We start from the raw sequence: 16,686 nt of genomic DNA, 5'->3' as shown, positions 1-16,686 counted from the left end.
TCCTGATGAAGTTCGAACCAGCGCCCCTCGAGGACTGGATGCGTCTGTACTACTTCGCGGTGGACGACGACATCGGCAGCAGCGGGGTCGAGGACTACTCGCTCGCCGAACTGCGAGCCATGCTCGGCATCGACGCCGCCGAGCTCGACGCCGTGGTGTTCCGCGACAGCACGTCGTTCGGCAGCGAGGAAGTGCGCACCGCCATCGCCGGGCAGTGGGGGACCGGCGACCCGGATCGGGTCATGGTCACGCACGGCGGTAGCGAGGCGATCTACCTCGTGCTCAGCACCTTGCTGGAGCCGAGCGACGCCATCGTCGTCACCGAGCCGACCTATCACACGCACACGTCGATCGCCCGGACCATGGGCTGCGACCTGCGGGTGTGGCCGCTGCGGCCGGAGAACGGCTTCCGCCCCGACCTCGCCGACCTGCGTGCGGTCGTCGACGGCGCCAAGGCCGTGGTCGTGAACTTCCCGCACAACCCGACCGGCGCGTCGCTCACCCCGGCCCAGCGCGACGAACTGGTCGCCGTGTGCGCGGAAGCCGGCGCGTACCTGGTGTGGGACCAGGCTTTCCGCGAGATGGTCGTCGCGGGCGAGCCGCTGGTCGACCCGGTGCACGACTACGACAGGGCCATCTCCATCGGCACCCTGTCCAAGGGCTACGGCCTGCCGGGCCTGCGGGTCGGCTGGGCGATCGGGCCGCACGACGTCCTGCGCGGCACCCTCGACCTGCGCGACCGCATGACGCTGCACCTGTCGCCCCTGGTCGAGCTGCTCGCCACCCGCGTCGCCCGCAACGCGGACCTCCTGGTCGGCCCGCGCATGGAGCAGGCCCGCCACAACCTGGGGCTGCTGCGCCAGTGGGCAGCGGACCACCCTGACCTGATCGACCTGCCGGAGCCGATGGGCGGCGCGTCCACGTTCCCGCGGCTGCTGGGCCACCACGACACCACCGACTTCTGCCACGACCTGGCCCGCGAACACCGCACGCTGCTCGTGCCGGGGTCGTGCTTCGGGGACCCGGCCCGCGTCCGGCTGGGCTACGGCGGCCCCACCGCCTCGTTCACCCGAGGCCTCGAAACGCTCGCACTCGCAGGGGAGAAAGCCCGTGTTCAGAATTGACCTGTCCGCATCCGACGTCGCCGAGGCCGACGCCCTCGTCGCCACGCTGGCCGAGCGCTACCGCACGGTCGAGAACCCGGCGTTCGTGCGCGAGGCCACCGTCATCGCCCACGAACTGCCCCGCGCACTGCGCGCCGGCCTGATCGAGTTCCGCCTCACCGAGCCCCACCCGTTGTGCGTCGTCGGCGGCTACCCGATCGACGACGACCGCATCGGACCCACCCCGGCGCACTGGAAGGACTGCGGCGGCGAGGGCAGGCCCACGCTGGCCGAGGACCTGTTCTTCTACCTGTGCGCGTCGCTGCTCGGCGACCCCATCGCGTGGTCCACGCAGCAGGACGGCAGGCTGCTGCACGACGTGTTCCCCATCAAGGAACACCAGTACGAGCAGCTCGGCTCGGGCAGCGAGGAACTCCTCACCTGGCACATCGAGGACGCCTTCCACCCGATGCGCACGGACTACGTGGGCCTGATGTGCCTGCGCAACCCCGACGGCGTCAACACCACCTACGGCTCGCTGGAAGGCGTCGACCTCCCCGCCGACGTCGTCGAGGTGCTGCGCCAGGAACGCTTCCCGATCCGCCCGGACCGCTCCCACCTCGCCGAGAACCGCCAGCACGACGACGGCGACGAGCAGCTGCGCCGCCTGCGCGACCGCAGCTACGAGTGGATCACCGGCCTGGACGCGAACCCCGAGCCGATCGCGGTGTTGTTCGGCCCGCAGGAGGACCCGTACCTGCGCCTCGACCCCTACTTCATGGAGGTACCCGCCTCCGACCCCGAGGCCGCCGCCGCGCTGGACACGATCGTCAAGGCGATCGACGCCAACATCGCCGGCTACGCCCTGAAGCCCGGCGAGGTCCTGTTCCTGGACAACTACCGGGGAACACACGGCCGTGAGCCGTTCACCGCTCGTTTCGACGGCACCGACCGCTGGCTCACCCGACTGAACATCGCCCGCGACCTCCGCAAGTCGCGTGCGCACCGCCGCACCGCCAACGACCGCACCATCTACTAAGAGGAGTCCTCAGATGCGCACAAGCCCGTTCGACGACGAGGACGGCCGCTTCTTCGTCGTGGTCAACAACGAGGACCAGCACGCCCTGTGGCCCGCGACGCTGGCCTCGGTCCCCGACGGCTGGACCGTCGTGCACGGCGAGGAGACCCGCCAGGCGTGCCTCGACTACGTGAACCAGCACTGGACCGACATGCGCCCTCGCAGCGTCCGCGAGCAGCTCGACCGCCAGGCGGCCGGGCGCTGACGACGCGTGGCCCCGCCTTCTTCGGTGAGGCGGGGCCACGTCGATTCGCTGAACGCCGTTGAAATCGCTTGCGGCAGAACCCGGGGTCCACCACACTCGGCCGCCGATGTGCGGGACCGCGGAATTCTCGAATCAGCGAATTGACCGAACGGGTGGTTCATGTTCGATGTGATCATTGCCGGGTGCGGTCCGACCGGCGCGATGCTGGCCGCCGAACTACGGCTGCACGACGTGCGGGTACTCGTTCTGGAGAAGGAACCAGGGTCCGCGTCGTCGTTTGTTCGAATAGTAAGCCTGCACATTCGCAGTCTTGAAATCATGGCGATGCGCGGGTTGCTGGACCGCTTTCTCGAACGCGGAAGGCAGCGCCCGGTCGGTGGCATCTTCGCCGCCATCCCCACGCCCGCGCCCGAAGGGCTGGATTCCGCCTACGCCTACTTGCTGGGCATCCCGCAGCCGATCGTCGAGCAGCTGCTCGAACAACACGCGGCCGAACTGGGCGCGGAGGTCCGGCACGGTTGTGCGGTGGCCGGTTTCGAGCAGGACGACGAGGGCGTGACCGTCGACCTGGCCGACGGCGAACGGCTGCGGACGCGTTATCTCGTGGGTTGTGACGGCGCGCGAAGCACGGTGCGCAAACTGCTCGGTGTCGGCTTCCCCGGTGAGCCCTCGCGGAACGAAACGCTGATGGGCGAGCTGGAAGCGAGTGCGCCGCCGGAGGAGATCGCCGCGAAGGTGGCCGAAATCCGGGAAACCGACAAGGTGTTCAGTTTCGGACCGTTCGGTGACGGCATCTACCGCGTCGTGATCCCCGCCAAGGGGGTCAACGAGGATCGCACGGAACCGCCCACGATCGAAGATTTCAAAACTCAGCTGCGTGCCGTCGCCGGAACCGACTTCGGCGTGCACTCGCCGCGCTGGTTGTCCCGCTTCGGCGATGCGACCCGGCAGGCCGAGCACTATCGGGCCGGGCGGGTGCTGCTGGCGGGCGACGCCGCGCACATCCACCCGCCGGCCGGTGGCCAGGGCCTGAACCTGGGCGTTCAGGACGCGGTCAACCTCGGCTGGAAACTGGCAGGGCAGATCCGCGGCTGGGCGCCGGAAAGCTTGCTGGACACCTACGAGACGGAACGTCATGCGGTCGCCGAGGACGTCCTGAACAACACTCGTGCCCAGGTGCTCCTGTCGTCCGCCGAAGCAGGCCCGCAGTCGGTGCGCAGGCTGCTCACCGAACTGATGGGCATCGACGAGGTGAACCGGCACCTGATCGAGAAGATCACCGCGCTCGGCATCCGCTACGACTTCGGGGCGGGCCCCGACCTGCTCGGCCGCCGCCTGCCCGACGTCGACCTGAAACAGGGCCGCCTCTTCGACCAACTGCGTCAGGGCCGGGGCCTGGTCCTCGACCGCACCGAACGCCTGTCCGCGGAGGGCTGGTCGGACCGGGTCGACGTCATCGCGGATCCCACCGCGGCACTTGATGTTCCGGCCCTCCTGCTGCGGCCCGACGGACACGTCGCCTGGATCGGCGACGACCAGCAGGACCTGAACGACCACCTCGCGCGCTGGTTCGGCGAGCCCGTCGGCTGAGAGACCGGTGGCGTGGCCGGAAACTGCCTGTCAGGTCCCACGATCAGCGCTGCCACCAGGGCATTGCGCGAGCTAACGTAACGCGATGTGGGCGCACCAGGTGGTGAGGTCCGGATCCTCGGTCCGGTCGAGGTGTGCGGCCCGCACGGCCGCGCGATCCTGAGCGGTGCCCGGCAGCGCAGCATCGTCGCGGTGCTCGCACTGCGCGTGGGCACACCGGTTCCGATCGACCGTCTCGTGGACGTGCTGTGGGGCGACGATCCGCCACGGACGGCCGTGCGGTCGTTGCACAGTCACGTCGCGCGGGTGCGGCAGGCGCTGGCCGACTGCGGCATGCCCGGCGCGCTCATGACCAAACCGACCGGCTACCAGCTCGACGCGTCGGTCGACGCGAAGGCGTTCGAACGCACCAGGGATCTGAGCCTGTGGCGGGGTGAACCGCTGGCGGGCACGGAGCTGTTCGGGTGGGGCCGTGCGGAGATCGATCGGTTGCGGGAACAGCGGATCGTCGCGCTGGAGGTGCACTGGGCCGATCGGCTCGATCATCCGAACGCGATCGAGGAACTGGAACGGCTGGTAGCCGGCCACCGGACCAGGGAGCGGCTCGTCGGCCTGCTGATGCGGGCGTTGCACCTCGACGGGAGGCACGCTGACGCGCTCGAGGTCTTCCAGCGACTGAGACGCCGGCTCGCCGACGAGTTCGGCGCCGACCCCGGCCCGGATCTCACCGCCCTGCACACCGCCATCCTCCGCCGCGATCCCGTGCTGCACAGTGCCAAGCCCGCCCAGAAGCCAGCCCAGCTGCCCGCCCGCGCCGGTCACTTCACCGGCCGCGCCGCCGAGTTCGCCGCGCTCGCGGGGCTGCCGCCGATCGTCGTGGTCTCCGGTGTCGCGGGGGTCGGCAAGACCACGTTCGCCGTCGAGTGGGCGCATCGCGTGGCCGACCGCTTCCCGGACGGACAGGTCTTCCTGGACCTGCAACGGCTCACGCCCGCGCAGGCGATGACCGAGATGCTGCACAGCCTCGGCGTCCCGGCGGACCGGGTGCCCGCCGACCCGGCTCCGCTCTATCGGACCTTGTTGCACGGCAAGCGGGTTCTCATCGTGCTGGACGACGTCCGCCGTGCGCGGGACGTGCTGCCCCTCGTGCCCGGCGACCAGGGGAACCTGCTGCTGATCACGAGTCGCGACACGCTCTCGGCGCTCGGCACCCGCCATGCCGTGCACACCGTGCGCCTCGGCCTGCTGAGCGAACCGGAGGCGCACGCCCTGCTGACCGGCATCCTCGGCGAACCGAGGGTGCGTGCGGAATCCGGGGCGACCAGGGAACTGGCGGTCCACTGTGGACTTTTGCCGCTCGCGTTGCGCATCGCGGCCGCGCGTCTCGCGGTGCGGCCGGGCCGGCGGATCGCCGACCTCGTGCGCGAGCTGACCCGCAACGACCCGCTGGACGTGCTGACGGTCGACGGGGACGACCGCACGGTCCGCACCGTGTTCGCCAGCGCCCACCGCACGCTGAGCCCGCAGGCGGCACGGCTGTTCCGCGTGCTCGGCGAACATCCCGGCGCGAACTTCCCCGCCGACCTCGCCGACGCGCTGGGGCCGGGTCTCGACGAGCTCGTCGCGTCGCACCTCGTCAGCGAGATGGGGAACGGCCGGTACGCGCTGCACGACCTGATCCGGCTGTTCGCCCGGCAGAGCGGGGACATCGGCGACGGCGTGGAGCGCCTGCTCGACCGGTACCTGACGATCGCCCACGCGGCCGGCCAGGTGCTGAACCCGCGCCACGATCTCGTGACACGACCACACTGTGACGACCTCCCGTTCGCCGCGGATCGCGTCGAGGTGCTGGCGTGCCTCGACGCGGAACGCGACAACCTGTTGCACGTGATCCGGCTGGCGGCGCGCCTGGGCCTGCACCGCGAGACGTGGCAGCTGGCGTACCTGCTGACGAGTTACTTCGAGGCACGCGGCAACTGGGCGGCACGCGTCGAACAGTGCGAGCACGCCGTCCGGGCCGCCCGCGCGCTCGGCGATCAGCGCGCAGAGGCGGAGATGCTGCGCGGCCTTGGCATCGCGTTGCAGATGACCTCACGCGTCGACGAAGCCATGGTGGTGCAACGACAAGCGCTCGCCCTGGTGCGCGAGTCCGGCGACCTGCGCGGGGAAGCCCGGCTGCACAACAACATCGGCAACGCGCACTCGGAGCTGCGCGAGTTCGGCCTGGCGCTCGAGTCGTACCAGGCGGCGACCCGCGTCCACCAGGCCGCGGGCGACGAGGTCGGCGTGGCGCTGGCCCGGCGCAACCTGGGCTACACCTACGTCCGGATGGGCCGGCCCGACCTGGCGGCCTCACCGCTGTTCTTGGCGCTGGAAACCTTCCGCACCAAGGAGAACTCCCGGCTGGAGGCGGCGACGCTGATGTCGCTGGGCAACGCCTTCCACCAGCTCGCCGACCTCGAGCCCGCGCTGCGCTACTTCGGCGACGCGTTGCGGATCAGCAGGGAGATCACCGACCACCGCTTCGAGGCCGACGCGCTGACCGGCCTCGGCGTCACCCAGCTCGCGCTCGGAGATCCAGCCGTGGCAAGGGAGTGCCTGACGAACGCACTCGGCGTGTGCCGCGCGCTCGGTGATCGGCACCGCGAGGCGTCGACCCTGCGCCACCTCGGCGAGGCCGCCCTCGCACTGGGCGACCTCACCGCTGCCCGCGACCACCTCTCGGCGGCGCTGGCGGCCCGCGCCCAGGCGCAGGAGGAGTTCGAGCAGGCCCAGGTCCACCGCACGTTCGCCGACCTGGAGGGCCGGTGCGGGCGGTGGACCGAGGCTGCCAGGCACTGGGCTCAGGCCGTCACGCTGTTCACCTCGTGCCGGCGATCGTGAACACCGCGACGCGCTTGCCGATCTGGCCCTGCTTCACCGAGGTGATCTCCAGGGTGAACTTCTTCTGTTGCCCTGTCACGCGCAGCACCGTGTACGGCACGCCGGCCTGGCTCGCGCCCGCCTTGATCGTCACCGTTCCGCGTGGCATGGCCTGGTAGTCCTCACCCTGCTTCGCGGTGCCGTCGACGAACTTGTAGGCCACCTCGACGTTCTGCTTCGCCGCGCCGTTGCGCAGTTTCAGCACCGCGGTGTAGGTGTCCGCCGTCTCGTGCACCGGACCGTCGATCGCGTCCACGACGACCGGGCAGTCCGGCGGGTCGCAGTCGGCTGCTCCGTGCGCGGGCACGATCCCGAGCAGAAGCAGCAGTAAAACCATGATCGTTCTCATTGACAACCCCTTCGGTGGGTCCGTCTCCGAACAACGGAGACGGACCCACCGAGGTTGATACTCAGTCCTTTTCGTTGATGAGGTATTGCGCTCCGCCGAGATCCGTGCCCTGGACGTCGACCTGGCGCACGTGCAGCTCTGCCGGTTCCGCTTCCTCGTCGGTCGAGAACGTCAGCGCGATCTGGACGCGCTCATCGGCCTTGAGCGTCAGCCCGTCGATGCGTGCCTTGGTGTCGATGATCTGGAACTGCGTCTCGCCGACCCGCTTCACGCCGGTGGCCCTTCCTCCGGCGGCCTTCCACCGTGCGGTGAGCTCCTGGCCGAGATCGATCGTGATCGCGCCGGCGAACGGCCTGGGCTGCTCGAGGATCAGGTTCTGCCTGGCGTCGGTCCGTTCGGGGTTGCCGATCGTGTACGGCACGCGGACGGGTTCGAACGGGCGGACCTGCACGGAGTCGACGTTGCGCCACGCGATGTTGTTGTTCCGCTGGGCGTTGAGCTGGGTGTTGCTGCCCTCGGCGAACGTCATCGGGTCCGCGTTCGACACCCATCGGGCGAGCAGGCAGAAGTGCGCGGGGCCGGGCACGTTCCAGCCAGGCCAGGTGATCATCACCGTCGTGCCGCTCACCGGCACCGTGGCACCCGCGGTGCCGATGTACGTCCAGCCCGCCGGCCAGGCCGTTCCGCCACCGAGGTTGCTGCGGTACAGCTGGAGGCTGCCGTCCACGTTGCCGATGGCGCCTGGCTTGCGTCTCAACGTGACGAACACGTAGTTGTTGACGCCCACCACGGGGTTCTGCGACACCGCACACGGCACCGGCGTCGAGCACACCTTGATGTCCGGGCTGAAGTAGATGCTGCCGGTGCTGGGCTCGTTGCCGATGTCACTCACGTTGTCGCGCATGTAGACGTCGCGCTGGAACGGCGTGGCGCTCACGGCCGGAGCGATGAGCGTCGCGACCGCGAGCAACCCCGCCAGCACCGTTGCCAGTTTGGCTTTCACCATGTCCTCCCTCGGTTGTGATCTGCTGATCGAAGGAGTACCTGGGTGGCGTTGTGGCGACGTTGTGGTGATGTTGTCGCTAGCGCCAGTCGGTCTCCGCGGCCGGTGCGCGGCTGACGGCTACCCGTGCGAAGACGGCGGTGTACGCGCAGAGCACGAGGAGACCTGCCCACCAGGGGAGCGGGAAGTACCCGGCCGAGGGCGCGTAGTGCGCGATCACCTGCGGGTACTCCACCATCGTCTGCTGCACGGCGAAGGCGGCGGCCGGGGTGATCCGCATCAGCCACTCGGAGACCGGGTCGGGCAGCAGCGGCAACGCCGTCACGGCGCGGGGGAGCGCGATCAGCGACAGTCCGATGAGGACAGCCGCCCAGCCGCGGCGCACCCACACGCCGAGCGCGTAGGCCAGAACGGCGCAGAGCCCCAGCACCGCCGCGAGGCCGACGACCACCCGCACGGTGGTCAGCACGGAGACCGGCTGCACAGGGACGCCGTTGCTCTTGAGGATCGCGGTGCTCAGCGGGAGGACGACACCGGCGGCGACCAGACCGGTGACGAACGTGGCCGCCCCGACGACAGCGGCACGTGCGGCGATCACCGGCCGGGACGAGCCGTCGCGAGCCGTGCGGGCACCGTAGCGGGCCGCGACGACGATCACGATGATCAGCGCGATCACCAGTCCGCTCAAGGTGTTCTCGACACCCCGTGCACCCTGGTCGCTGACCGGGCCGATGTCGCCGGTGCCGCTGACCGTGACGACGCCGTCCTTCTCCACCGCCCCGGACGCGTTGTGGAACTTCTCCCAGTCGGTGTGGTTCATGTCGCCGACCGACTCGCTCTGCCACGTGCCGCCGGCGCCGCCCTCGACGGTGACGTTGTCGAAGACGCCGACGGCCTGGGTGAACCTGACCTCCTCGATCGCGCCGCCGAGACCGATCTCGCGGAGGGTGAGGTCGCCGGGTGAGGTCGCGAAGAGGCCGACCCGCACGGTGGCCGGGAGCCCGTCGAGCGTGGCGGTCGCGACGGTGTTCCAGCGCTCACCGTCGGCCGACTCGGAGCCGGTGATGGTGTCGCCCGCACGGGTGAGGCGCAGCCAGCGCGGTGACTGCTCGGTGACGCCTCCCGTACTCCCTGCGACGTCGTGCCGGTAGTTGTGCTGGAAGCGCACGCCGTGGCTGCCGGTCGCCATCAGCGCCGCGTACCGCGAGCCCTGCCGCACACCGTCCTTGACGATGATCCCGGCCTTCGCCCACGGCACCAGCCCCGCCACGATCTCGTCGTGGTCAGGCGGCGGATAGGTGATCGTCCCGGTCATCGAGGTCAGCCGGACCGTGATGCTGCCCGTCTCGCCGAGGTCGCGATGCCGGAACCAGAACGCGTCGCTCACGGCGGAACCGTCGTCGGCGGTGGGAACTCCCGGGCACGGACCGTCGCACGACGAGCGGTTGCCCACGGCGTACAGCAGGCCCAGTGCGATGACGATGAGGACCGCGGCGGTCAGAGCGACGAGCCGGGCGGGACGGCGGAACGCGGTCCACTCCCGCCGGAGCAGTTCGGTGGTCGGCATGCGTCAGTTCTAGGCAGCGGCGCGTAACACGGCCCGAACCGCGCCTGTCATGCCGTTGTCAGGTCGGTCAGGGCATGCTGAGGCCATGATGGGGCAGCGCAGCGGAACCGTGCGGTGGCGGTTCACGATCTTGTACGCCGTCGTGTTCCTGCTGTCCGGCATCGGACTGCTCGTGCTGACCTTCCTGCTCTCCGGTGGCAGCTCGACGACCGTCGCCCCGGTCGGAGGTCAGCCCGCGCAGACCGGTCTCGCCGCCGCGGAGTCGCGGATCCGGCTGCTGCAGGAACAGCTGGACACCGTGCACCAGCAGCAGACCCGTCAGCTGCTGGCCGGCTCGGTGGCGGCCCTGATCGTGATGGCGGCGGTCTCGTTGCTGCTCGGCAGGGGACTGGCGCAGCGCGTGCTGCGACCGTTGCGGCTCATCACCCGCGCCACCCGCCGCATCTCCGCCGACAGCCTGGACCAGCGGCTGGCCGTCACCGGCCCGGCAGACGAGGTGAAGGACCTCGCCGACACCATCGACGGCCTGCTCGAACGGCTCGAAGCCTCGTTCACCGCACAGCGCCGCTTCGTCGCCAACGCCTCCCACGAACTGCGAACGCCACTGGCGACGATGCGGGCGTCACTGGACGTCGCCGTCGCCAAGCCCGACCCGGCCGGCTCGACGCTTCGGCTGGCGGACCGCCTGCGCACCCAGCTGGACCGCGTCGATCACCTGCTCGACGGGTTCCTCGTGCTGGCACGGGCGCAACACGGCGCGCTGGCCGACGCCGCCCCCGTCGACCTCGCTGATCTCGTCGCCGCGGCGTTGGACGAACGGAGCGCCGACGCGCAGAGCAAGGCCCTGACCGTGACCGTGGACCTGCCGTCCATGACGACCTGCGGCAGCCCGGCGCTGTTGGCGCGGCTGGTCGGCAACGTCGTCGACAACGCGGTCACGCACAACGAGAACGGTGGCTGGATCAAGATCTCCGGCGTGGCTCGCGAGGGGGAGGCGGTGCTGGTCGTCGAAACCGGCGGGCGAGTCCTCGACCAGGCGGACGTCGAGCGCCTGATGCTGCCCTTCGAACGCCTCGGCGCCGACCGCACCGGCTCCGCGGGACTCGGTCTGTCCATTGTGGCCTCCGTCGCCACCGCCCACGACGGCCGCCTCGAGTTGCTCGCCCGGCCGGAGGGCGGCCTGCACGTGGCGGTCACCCTTCCCGCGGCGGTCGCAGCGGTGTCGGCATGAGGATCCTCGTCGTCGAAGACGATCACGCCCTCGCCGAGGTCGTCACCGAAGGGTTGCGCGACCAGGGCATGGCCGTGGACCTCGCCCACGACGGCCTGGCCGCCGTGGCCAAACTCGACCTCGCCGCCCACGACGTGGTGGTGCTGGATCGCGATCTGCCCGGCATCCACGGCGACGCCCTGTGCCAGATGATCACCGATCGGTCGGAACGGCCGATGGTGCTGATGCTGACCGCGGCGAGCGCCCCCGGCGACCGGGTCAGCGGTCTCACCCTGGGCGCGGACGACTACCTCGCCAAGCCCTTCCACTTCCCGGAACTGGTGCTGCGCATCCAGGCCCTGGCCCGCCGCAAACCGCACGCCCGGCCCCGGACGCTGCACGCGGCCGGGATCGAGCTGGACCCGGTGCGCCGCACCGCCGTTCGGGACGGCCGGCAACTCGCGCTCTCGGTGAAGGAGTTCGCCGTGCTGGAGGCGTTGCTGCGGGCCAGTCCCGGGTTCCTGAGCGCAGAGGACCTGCTCGAACAGGTGTGGGACGAGAACGCCGATCCCTTCACCAACACCGTCACGGTGACGGTGGGCCGGTTGCGGCGCAAGCTCGGTGGCCCACCGGTGATCGCGACGACGCCGGGGGTCGGCTACCGCATCGCCTGATCGCGCGGTTCGCCGTCGGAGTCGTCGTGTCTGCCGGTGGTGCGCATCCGGCCGGACCGCTCGTGCTGCGGAACGAGGAGCCGGATCTCGCGGACCGACGCCGGTTCAGCAGGCCGGGAACAGCGCCCTCGTGCCGCCGATCGCCTGCCGGTCGCTGAATCGGCACCCGAACCGCGGATCACCCGTCCGCCGCACGTCGTCACCGGAAGGCCGTTTGCCCCGGTCCACCCACGCGGTCAGGTCGCGCCACGCGTCCCCGACCTCGGCGGGGGAGAACTCGCAGTGGTCGATCGTGCGGATGGCGCGCTGCACCAGCAGGTGGGTGCGGCCGAAGCGGGCCGCGTCGTCGCGGTAGTCCTGCTCCATCGAGAACGGCACGAACAGGTCGCCGATCCCGTGCAGCGACACGACGGGGGCGCTCGGCAGGCCCTGCACGGCGGGGATCTGGGTGAGCGCCCACGTGTTGCGTGCGACGGGGTTCGCGGGACGGACCCGTTGCACGGACGCGTTCACGTCCACCGGCGAGTTCGGGCGGTAGCGGGTGGTGGCGTTCGTGGCGAGTTGCAGCGGGTTGGTGGCGAGGGTGTCGCCGGTCGGGGTGGAGACGAGGTTGAACAGGAACTCCTGCCAGTAGGCGTAGGCCGCCTCGGTGCCGGGCCGGGCGCCGCCGGACAGGGTGGCGACGAGGGCGCGGAACTGGTCGTCGCGGCCTGCCAGCGCCTGCCGGATGCGGGGCACCACGGTGGTGGCGTAGTCCGGCGGCAGGGGATAGGCGCGGATGCCGGTCAGGGTCTGCGCGACGAGGTGGTAGCTCAGGAAGTAGTCGAACAGCTCGTGGTCGCCCACCACGCCGCACATCGGCAACGCGCCCGCGTAGAACCCCGGATACTGCTCCAGCGAACGCGCGATGACGTGCCCGCCCATCGACACGCCTGCCAGGAAGACCTTCTTCGGCCGCTGCACCTTCTGCGCGAACAGGGTCGCGAGCTCGCGAGTCGTCGTCACGCCCGCGCGGACGTCGTAGCTGTTGCCGTAGTAGGACGACGCGGCCCAGGCGTAGCCCTCGTCGAGCCAGCGCTGCCGGAGTCCGTACGGCGGCGCGTCGACGGTGAGGACCTTGCCCTCGCCGCGGTAGCCGTGCGCCCACATCGCGAGCCGGCCGTTCCAGCGCGGCGGCACCTCGATGATGTAGCCGGCGTGGCTGTGCACGCCCTGCACGACCTTCGTGGGTTTGCCGCCGACCAGCACCGGGGCGAGAGGCGGATTGACGATCGTGTAGCCGGGCAACGGCTTGTCGCCACCACCGCCGCCGGCGACCGCGGGGTGCGCGGCGGCGGTGGACACCAGAACGAACGACAACGCGACGCTGAGCAGTCGTCTCATGTCCTCGGACGCTACTAGTGACGAGACTTGGACGACAGGAATCCGTTCGGCCGCACGCCGGTGGTCATCCGGTACCGCCGAATGCCTGTCGTGGACAATCTCACAAGGGACTTCGCGGCCGTCATCGGCGCCGTGACACTGGCCCGATGGAATCGGGGTTGCTCGACCAGGTCGTGAACACCACCGACTATCCGCTGACCGAACCGGGCAGCGCGGCGTGGCGGGAAGTCGTCGAGCGCACCCACCACGACCTGCACACCGTCGGCTGCAGCGTCCTGCCCGACTTCATCCGGCCCGCCCTGCACGACGATCTGCGGCGGGAATGCGCGCAGATCGCGCCACATGCGTACTACGACGTCGAGACCGTGAACGCGTACAACATCGCCGTCGACACACCGCTTCCGCCGGACCACCCCGGCCGCACCACGATGGAACGCGGCAACGCCTTCGTGGCGCGGGATCACATTCCGCGCGACGCGATCATCCACCAGCTCTACACCAGCGAGGTGTTCCAGCGGTTCGTCGCGGGCTGTTTCGAGCTGCCGCGGCTGCACGAGCTGGCCGACCCGTTGTCCGGCCTGGTGCTCAACGTGATCCCACCCGGCCGCGCGCACCCGTGGCACTTCGACACCAACGAGTTCACCGTCAGCATGCTGACCCAGCTGCCCGACGAGGGCGGCGAGTTCCAGTACTGCCCGAACATCCGCTCGGCGGAAGAGGAGAACTTCGGCGACGTGCGGGCCGTCCTGGCCGGTGAGGGCGAGCACCTCGTCCGCCGGCTCACGCTCCGCGTCGGCGATCTCCAGCTGTTCAAGGGACGCTACGCACTGCACCAGGTCAGCACCGTGCGCGGCGAACGGCAGCGGCACACGGCGATCTTCGCCTACAGTCTGCGGCCCGGGGTCGTGGGAAGCGTGGCCAGGACGCGGCAGCTGTTCGGCAGGGTGCTGCCGGACCACCTCGCGGCCGAACAGGCCGGTGTGCGGGTGGACGAGCGACTGGCCTGAGGGAGACACGTGCGATTCGACGCGACCGGCAAAGTCGAGCTCGACCACATCTACACCCAGCCCGATCCGCGCGCCTACTTCTCGTCGTTGCGCGGGCTCGAGTACCAGATCCCGCAGCTGGCCAAGCCGCACTTCACCGCGCTGATCGACGACTACCGCGCGGTGCGGGGGATCGACACCCCGACGGTGCTCGACATCGGTTCCTCCTACGGCATCAACGCGGCGCTGCTGCGTTGTGACCTCACGATGGACGACCTGTACGACCGGTACTGCGGCATCGACGAACGCGCTCACGCCGAAGTGCTCGCGGACGACCAGGAACTCGTCCGGGAACGGGGAAAGGCGATCCCGGCCCGGTTCGTCGGCCTCGACATCTCGGAGCCCGCGCTGTCCTACGCGACGGCGGCCGGGTTCCTCGACGACGGCGTGCGCGCGGATCTGGAACGGTCCGACCCCACTCCCGAACAGGCGCGGCAGCTGGGCGACGTCGACCTGGTCATCTCGACCGGCAGCCTGGGCTACGTCGGCGCGAACACCCTCACCCGAGTCGTGGCCGCCAGCGGAGCGCCCTGGATGGCGCACTTCGTGCTGAGGATGTTCCCGTTCGACGAGATCGAATCGAGTCTCGATCAACTCGGCTACACCACGGTGCGGCACGACCAGGTGTTCAAGCAGCGACGGTTCATCTCACCGGAGGAACAGTCGCGGGTGCTCGACACGCTGTCCGGTGTGGGAGTGGATCCGACCGGCCTGGAGTCCGACGGCTGGTTCTACGCTCAGCTCCACGTTTCGAAGCGGCCCACCTAAAACGACCCTGAGGTGACAGTGAACGACGGCAAGACGTTCGGCTACGAGGACCAGCTGCCGCGGGTGCCCCTGCCCACGCTGGAGGAGAGCTGCGCCCGGTTCCTGGAGTGGTGCGCGCCGCTGCTGACCGAGTCCGAGCTGTCGGCCACCGAGGCGGCGGTCGAGGGGTTCCTGGCGCCGGACAGCCCCGCTCGTGGCCTGCACGCCGAACTGGAGGAGTTCAACTCCCAGTCCGGTGTGCGCAGCTGGCTCGACAAGTTCTGGCCGACCCGCTACCTCGGTCGCCGGGACCGGATCGCGCTGAACGCGAACTTCTTCTTCCTGTTCCGCGACGTCGCCGAGACCCAGGAGCAGCGGGCGGCGGCGCTGATCTCCGCCGCGGTCGCGTACAAGGTGCGGCTCGACGCCGAGCAGATCCCGCCGGTCGTGCTGCGGGGTGAGCCGCAGTCCATGGTGCAGAACAAGTTCCTGTTCTCCGCCACCCGGATTCCGCACGTCCAGCAGGACACCGCGCGCACGTCGTTCCCGTCCACCGCCCGGCACGTCGTGGTCTTCTTCCGCGGCAACGCGTTCCGGATGGACGTGTTCGGCCAGGACGGTGTGCCGCACGACCTCGGCGACCTCGCCGGCGGCCTGCAGGCGATCATGAAGGCGGACCGCGCGGAGTTCTCGGCCGGGCCCTTCACCACCAAGGCGCGGGCGGAGTGGGCGCGCAGCCGTGAGGCACTCCTCGTCGACAACGCCGAGGCGCTGGAGACGATCGAGACCGCGTTGTTCTGCGTGGCGCTGGAGGACTTCGCGCCCGCGGACACGCTGGCGGCCTGCGACCAGCTGCTGCACGGCGACAGCGCGAACCGGTGGTTCGACAAGGCCGTGACGTTCATCGTCTTCGCGGACGGCCGCGCGGGCATCAACGTCGAGCACTGCGAACTGGACGGCACCACGATCCTCGCGTTCACCGACGCGCTGCTCAGCACGCCGGCCGACGAACACCTGCGCGTCTCCGGCGCGACGTCGCAGGGCCTGCCCGCGACCGAGCCGATCGAGTTCGTGCTGACGGACGAGCTGCGTGAGGACTCCCTTGCGGCCGCAGCGTCTTTCGCCCAGTACGGCGCGGACACCGCGACCGTGACGCTGTCGTTCGAGGACTTCGGCAAGCAACGCGCGAAGGAACTGCGGATCTCGCCGGACGCGTTCGTGCAGATGGCCTACCAGCTCGCGCACCAGCGGTCGAAGGGCCTCCAGGGCGCCACGTACGAGTCGATCGGCACCCGGCAGTTCCAGAACGGCCGCACCGAGGCGATGCGGGTGGTGACCCCGCAGGCCGTCCAGTTCGTGTCCACGATGGAGGATCCGGCGGCCTCTCGCGCCACCCGCCGGGCGGCGTTGCGCGCCGCAGCGGACAAGCACGTCCAGCGCGCCAAGGAGTGCCAGGTCGGTGCGGCCCCCGAACAGCACCTGTGGGAACTGCAGCTGATCCAGAAGCGCCGGGGCGGCACCGAACCGCTCGCGCTGTACGACACTCCAGGCTGGACGATCATGCGGGACGACTACCTGAGCACCAGCTCGGCGCCGTCGGAACACATCCAGTACTTCGGCTTCGGCTCGACCAGCCCGAAGTGCATCGGTGTCGCCTACGTGCTGCTGCCCGACCGGTTCAACCTCTACCTGAGCACGCCCCGCCCGGTCGCGGAGGAGATGCACACCTTCGCCGCCCGGCTCGGCGAGGCGATCCACGAACTGCAGGACCTGCTCGCGACGGACGACTGATCGGCAGGGGGCCGGGCC

The 16,686-nt window shown here is 70.0% G+C and carries 14 protein-coding genes; 10 read left to right on the top strand and 4 right to left on the bottom strand.

Translation table 11 applies throughout. From position 1 onward, the window contains the following. The first annotated feature begins 5 nt into the window (after nt 1-5). The 5 genes from vioD (at nt 6) to SK803_RS34670 (ending at nt 6,859) form a co-directional block, all read left to right on the top strand. Complete coding sequence (gene vioD / locus SK803_RS34690) at nt 6-1,124, top strand: capreomycidine synthase (RefSeq protein ID WP_319970411.1); 1,119 nt, start codon at nt 6-8, stop codon at nt 1,122-1,124. After that, a complete protein-coding gene (gene gntD, locus SK803_RS34685) occupies nt 1,111-2,142 on the top strand; it encodes a guanitoxin biosynthesis L-enduracididine beta-hydroxylase GntD (RefSeq protein ID WP_319970410.1) in 1,032 nt (343 codons plus the stop codon). The genes vioD and gntD overlap by 14 nt, the downstream gene beginning before the upstream one ends. Nucleotides 2,143-2,155: 13 nt before the next feature. Continuing rightward, on the top strand, nt 2,156-2,386 hold the full coding sequence (locus SK803_RS34680; protein ID WP_319970409.1) for an MbtH family protein: 231 nt from the start codon (nt 2,156-2,158) through the stop codon (nt 2,384-2,386). Nucleotides 2,387-2,545: 159 nt separating this feature from the next. Next, complete coding sequence (rox, locus tag SK803_RS34675; protein ID WP_319970408.1) at nt 2,546-3,976, top strand: rifampin monooxygenase; 1,431 nt, start codon at nt 2,546-2,548, stop codon at nt 3,974-3,976. A gap of 87 nt (nt 3,977-4,063) precedes the next feature. Next, entirely contained in the window at nt 4,064-6,859 is a 2,796-nt protein-coding gene (locus tag SK803_RS34670; RefSeq protein WP_319970407.1) for an AfsR/SARP family transcriptional regulator, read from the top strand. Here the strand turns inward: SK803_RS34670 and SK803_RS34665 are convergent. From SK803_RS34665 to SK803_RS34655, 3 genes are all read right to left on the bottom strand, one after another. Next, a complete protein-coding gene (locus SK803_RS34665; protein WP_319970406.1) occupies nt 6,837-7,247 on the bottom strand; it encodes a Calx-beta domain-containing protein in 411 nt (136 codons plus the stop codon). The genes SK803_RS34670 and SK803_RS34665 overlap by 23 nt on opposite strands. 61 nt (nt 7,248-7,308) lie before the next feature. After that, nucleotides 7,309-8,250 carry a hypothetical protein gene (locus tag SK803_RS34660; protein ID WP_319970405.1) on the bottom strand — a complete coding sequence of 314 codons (942 nt, stop codon included), beginning with the start codon at nt 8,248-8,250 and terminating at the stop codon, nt 7,309-7,311. A 79-nt stretch (nt 8,251-8,329) separates the two neighbouring features. Continuing rightward, nucleotides 8,330-9,817: a DUF1349 domain-containing protein gene (locus SK803_RS34655; RefSeq protein WP_319970404.1), complete on the bottom strand. Its 1,488-nt coding sequence runs from the start codon at nt 9,815-9,817 to the stop codon at nt 8,330-8,332. An 85-nt stretch (nt 9,818-9,902) separates the two neighbouring features. Here SK803_RS34655 and SK803_RS34650 point away from each other — a divergent pair, with 85 nt between their 5' ends. Then, nucleotides 9,903-11,048: a sensor histidine kinase gene (locus SK803_RS34650; protein WP_319970403.1), complete on the top strand. Its 1,146-nt coding sequence runs from the start codon at nt 9,903-9,905 to the stop codon at nt 11,046-11,048. Continuing rightward, a complete protein-coding gene (locus SK803_RS34645; RefSeq protein ID WP_319970402.1) occupies nt 11,045-11,701 on the top strand; it encodes a response regulator transcription factor in 657 nt (218 codons plus the stop codon). Before SK803_RS34650 ends, SK803_RS34645 begins: the two co-directional genes overlap by 4 nt. 105 nt (nt 11,702-11,806) lie before the next feature. Here SK803_RS34645 and SK803_RS34640 read toward each other — a convergent pair whose 3' ends face one another. Then, nucleotides 11,807-13,084: a hypothetical protein gene (locus SK803_RS34640; protein ID WP_319970401.1), complete on the bottom strand. Its 1,278-nt coding sequence runs from the start codon at nt 13,082-13,084 to the stop codon at nt 11,807-11,809. Between the two features lie 146 nt (nt 13,085-13,230). Here SK803_RS34640 and SK803_RS34635 point away from each other — a divergent pair, with 146 nt between their 5' ends. Genes SK803_RS34635 through SK803_RS34625 form a run of 3 tightly spaced genes read left to right on the top strand, consistent with a single transcriptional unit; the run spans nt 13,231 to nt 16,668 of the window. Further along, entirely contained in the window at nt 13,231-14,091 is an 861-nt protein-coding gene (locus SK803_RS34635; RefSeq protein WP_319970400.1) for a HalD/BesD family halogenase, read from the top strand. A gap of 9 nt (nt 14,092-14,100) precedes the next feature. Beyond that, the gene (locus tag SK803_RS34630; protein ID WP_319970399.1) at nt 14,101-14,898 is read left to right on the top strand and encodes a class I SAM-dependent methyltransferase; all 798 of its coding nucleotides are present in this window, start codon (nt 14,101-14,103) and stop codon (nt 14,896-14,898) included. Nucleotides 14,899-14,916: 18 nt separating this feature from the next. Continuing rightward, entirely contained in the window at nt 14,917-16,668 is a 1,752-nt protein-coding gene (locus SK803_RS34625; protein ID WP_319970439.1) for a choline/carnitine O-acyltransferase, read from the top strand. The last annotated feature ends 18 nt before the right edge of the window (nt 16,669-16,686 follow it).

It is taken from the genome of Lentzea miocenica (assembly GCF_033949945.1).
In the GTDB taxonomy this organism is placed as follows: domain Bacteria; phylum Actinomycetota; class Actinomycetes; order Mycobacteriales; family Pseudonocardiaceae; genus Lentzea; species Lentzea miocenica.
The sequence above is the reverse complement of the archived record's forward strand: the minus strand, read 5'-3'. Positions and strand labels throughout refer to the sequence as shown.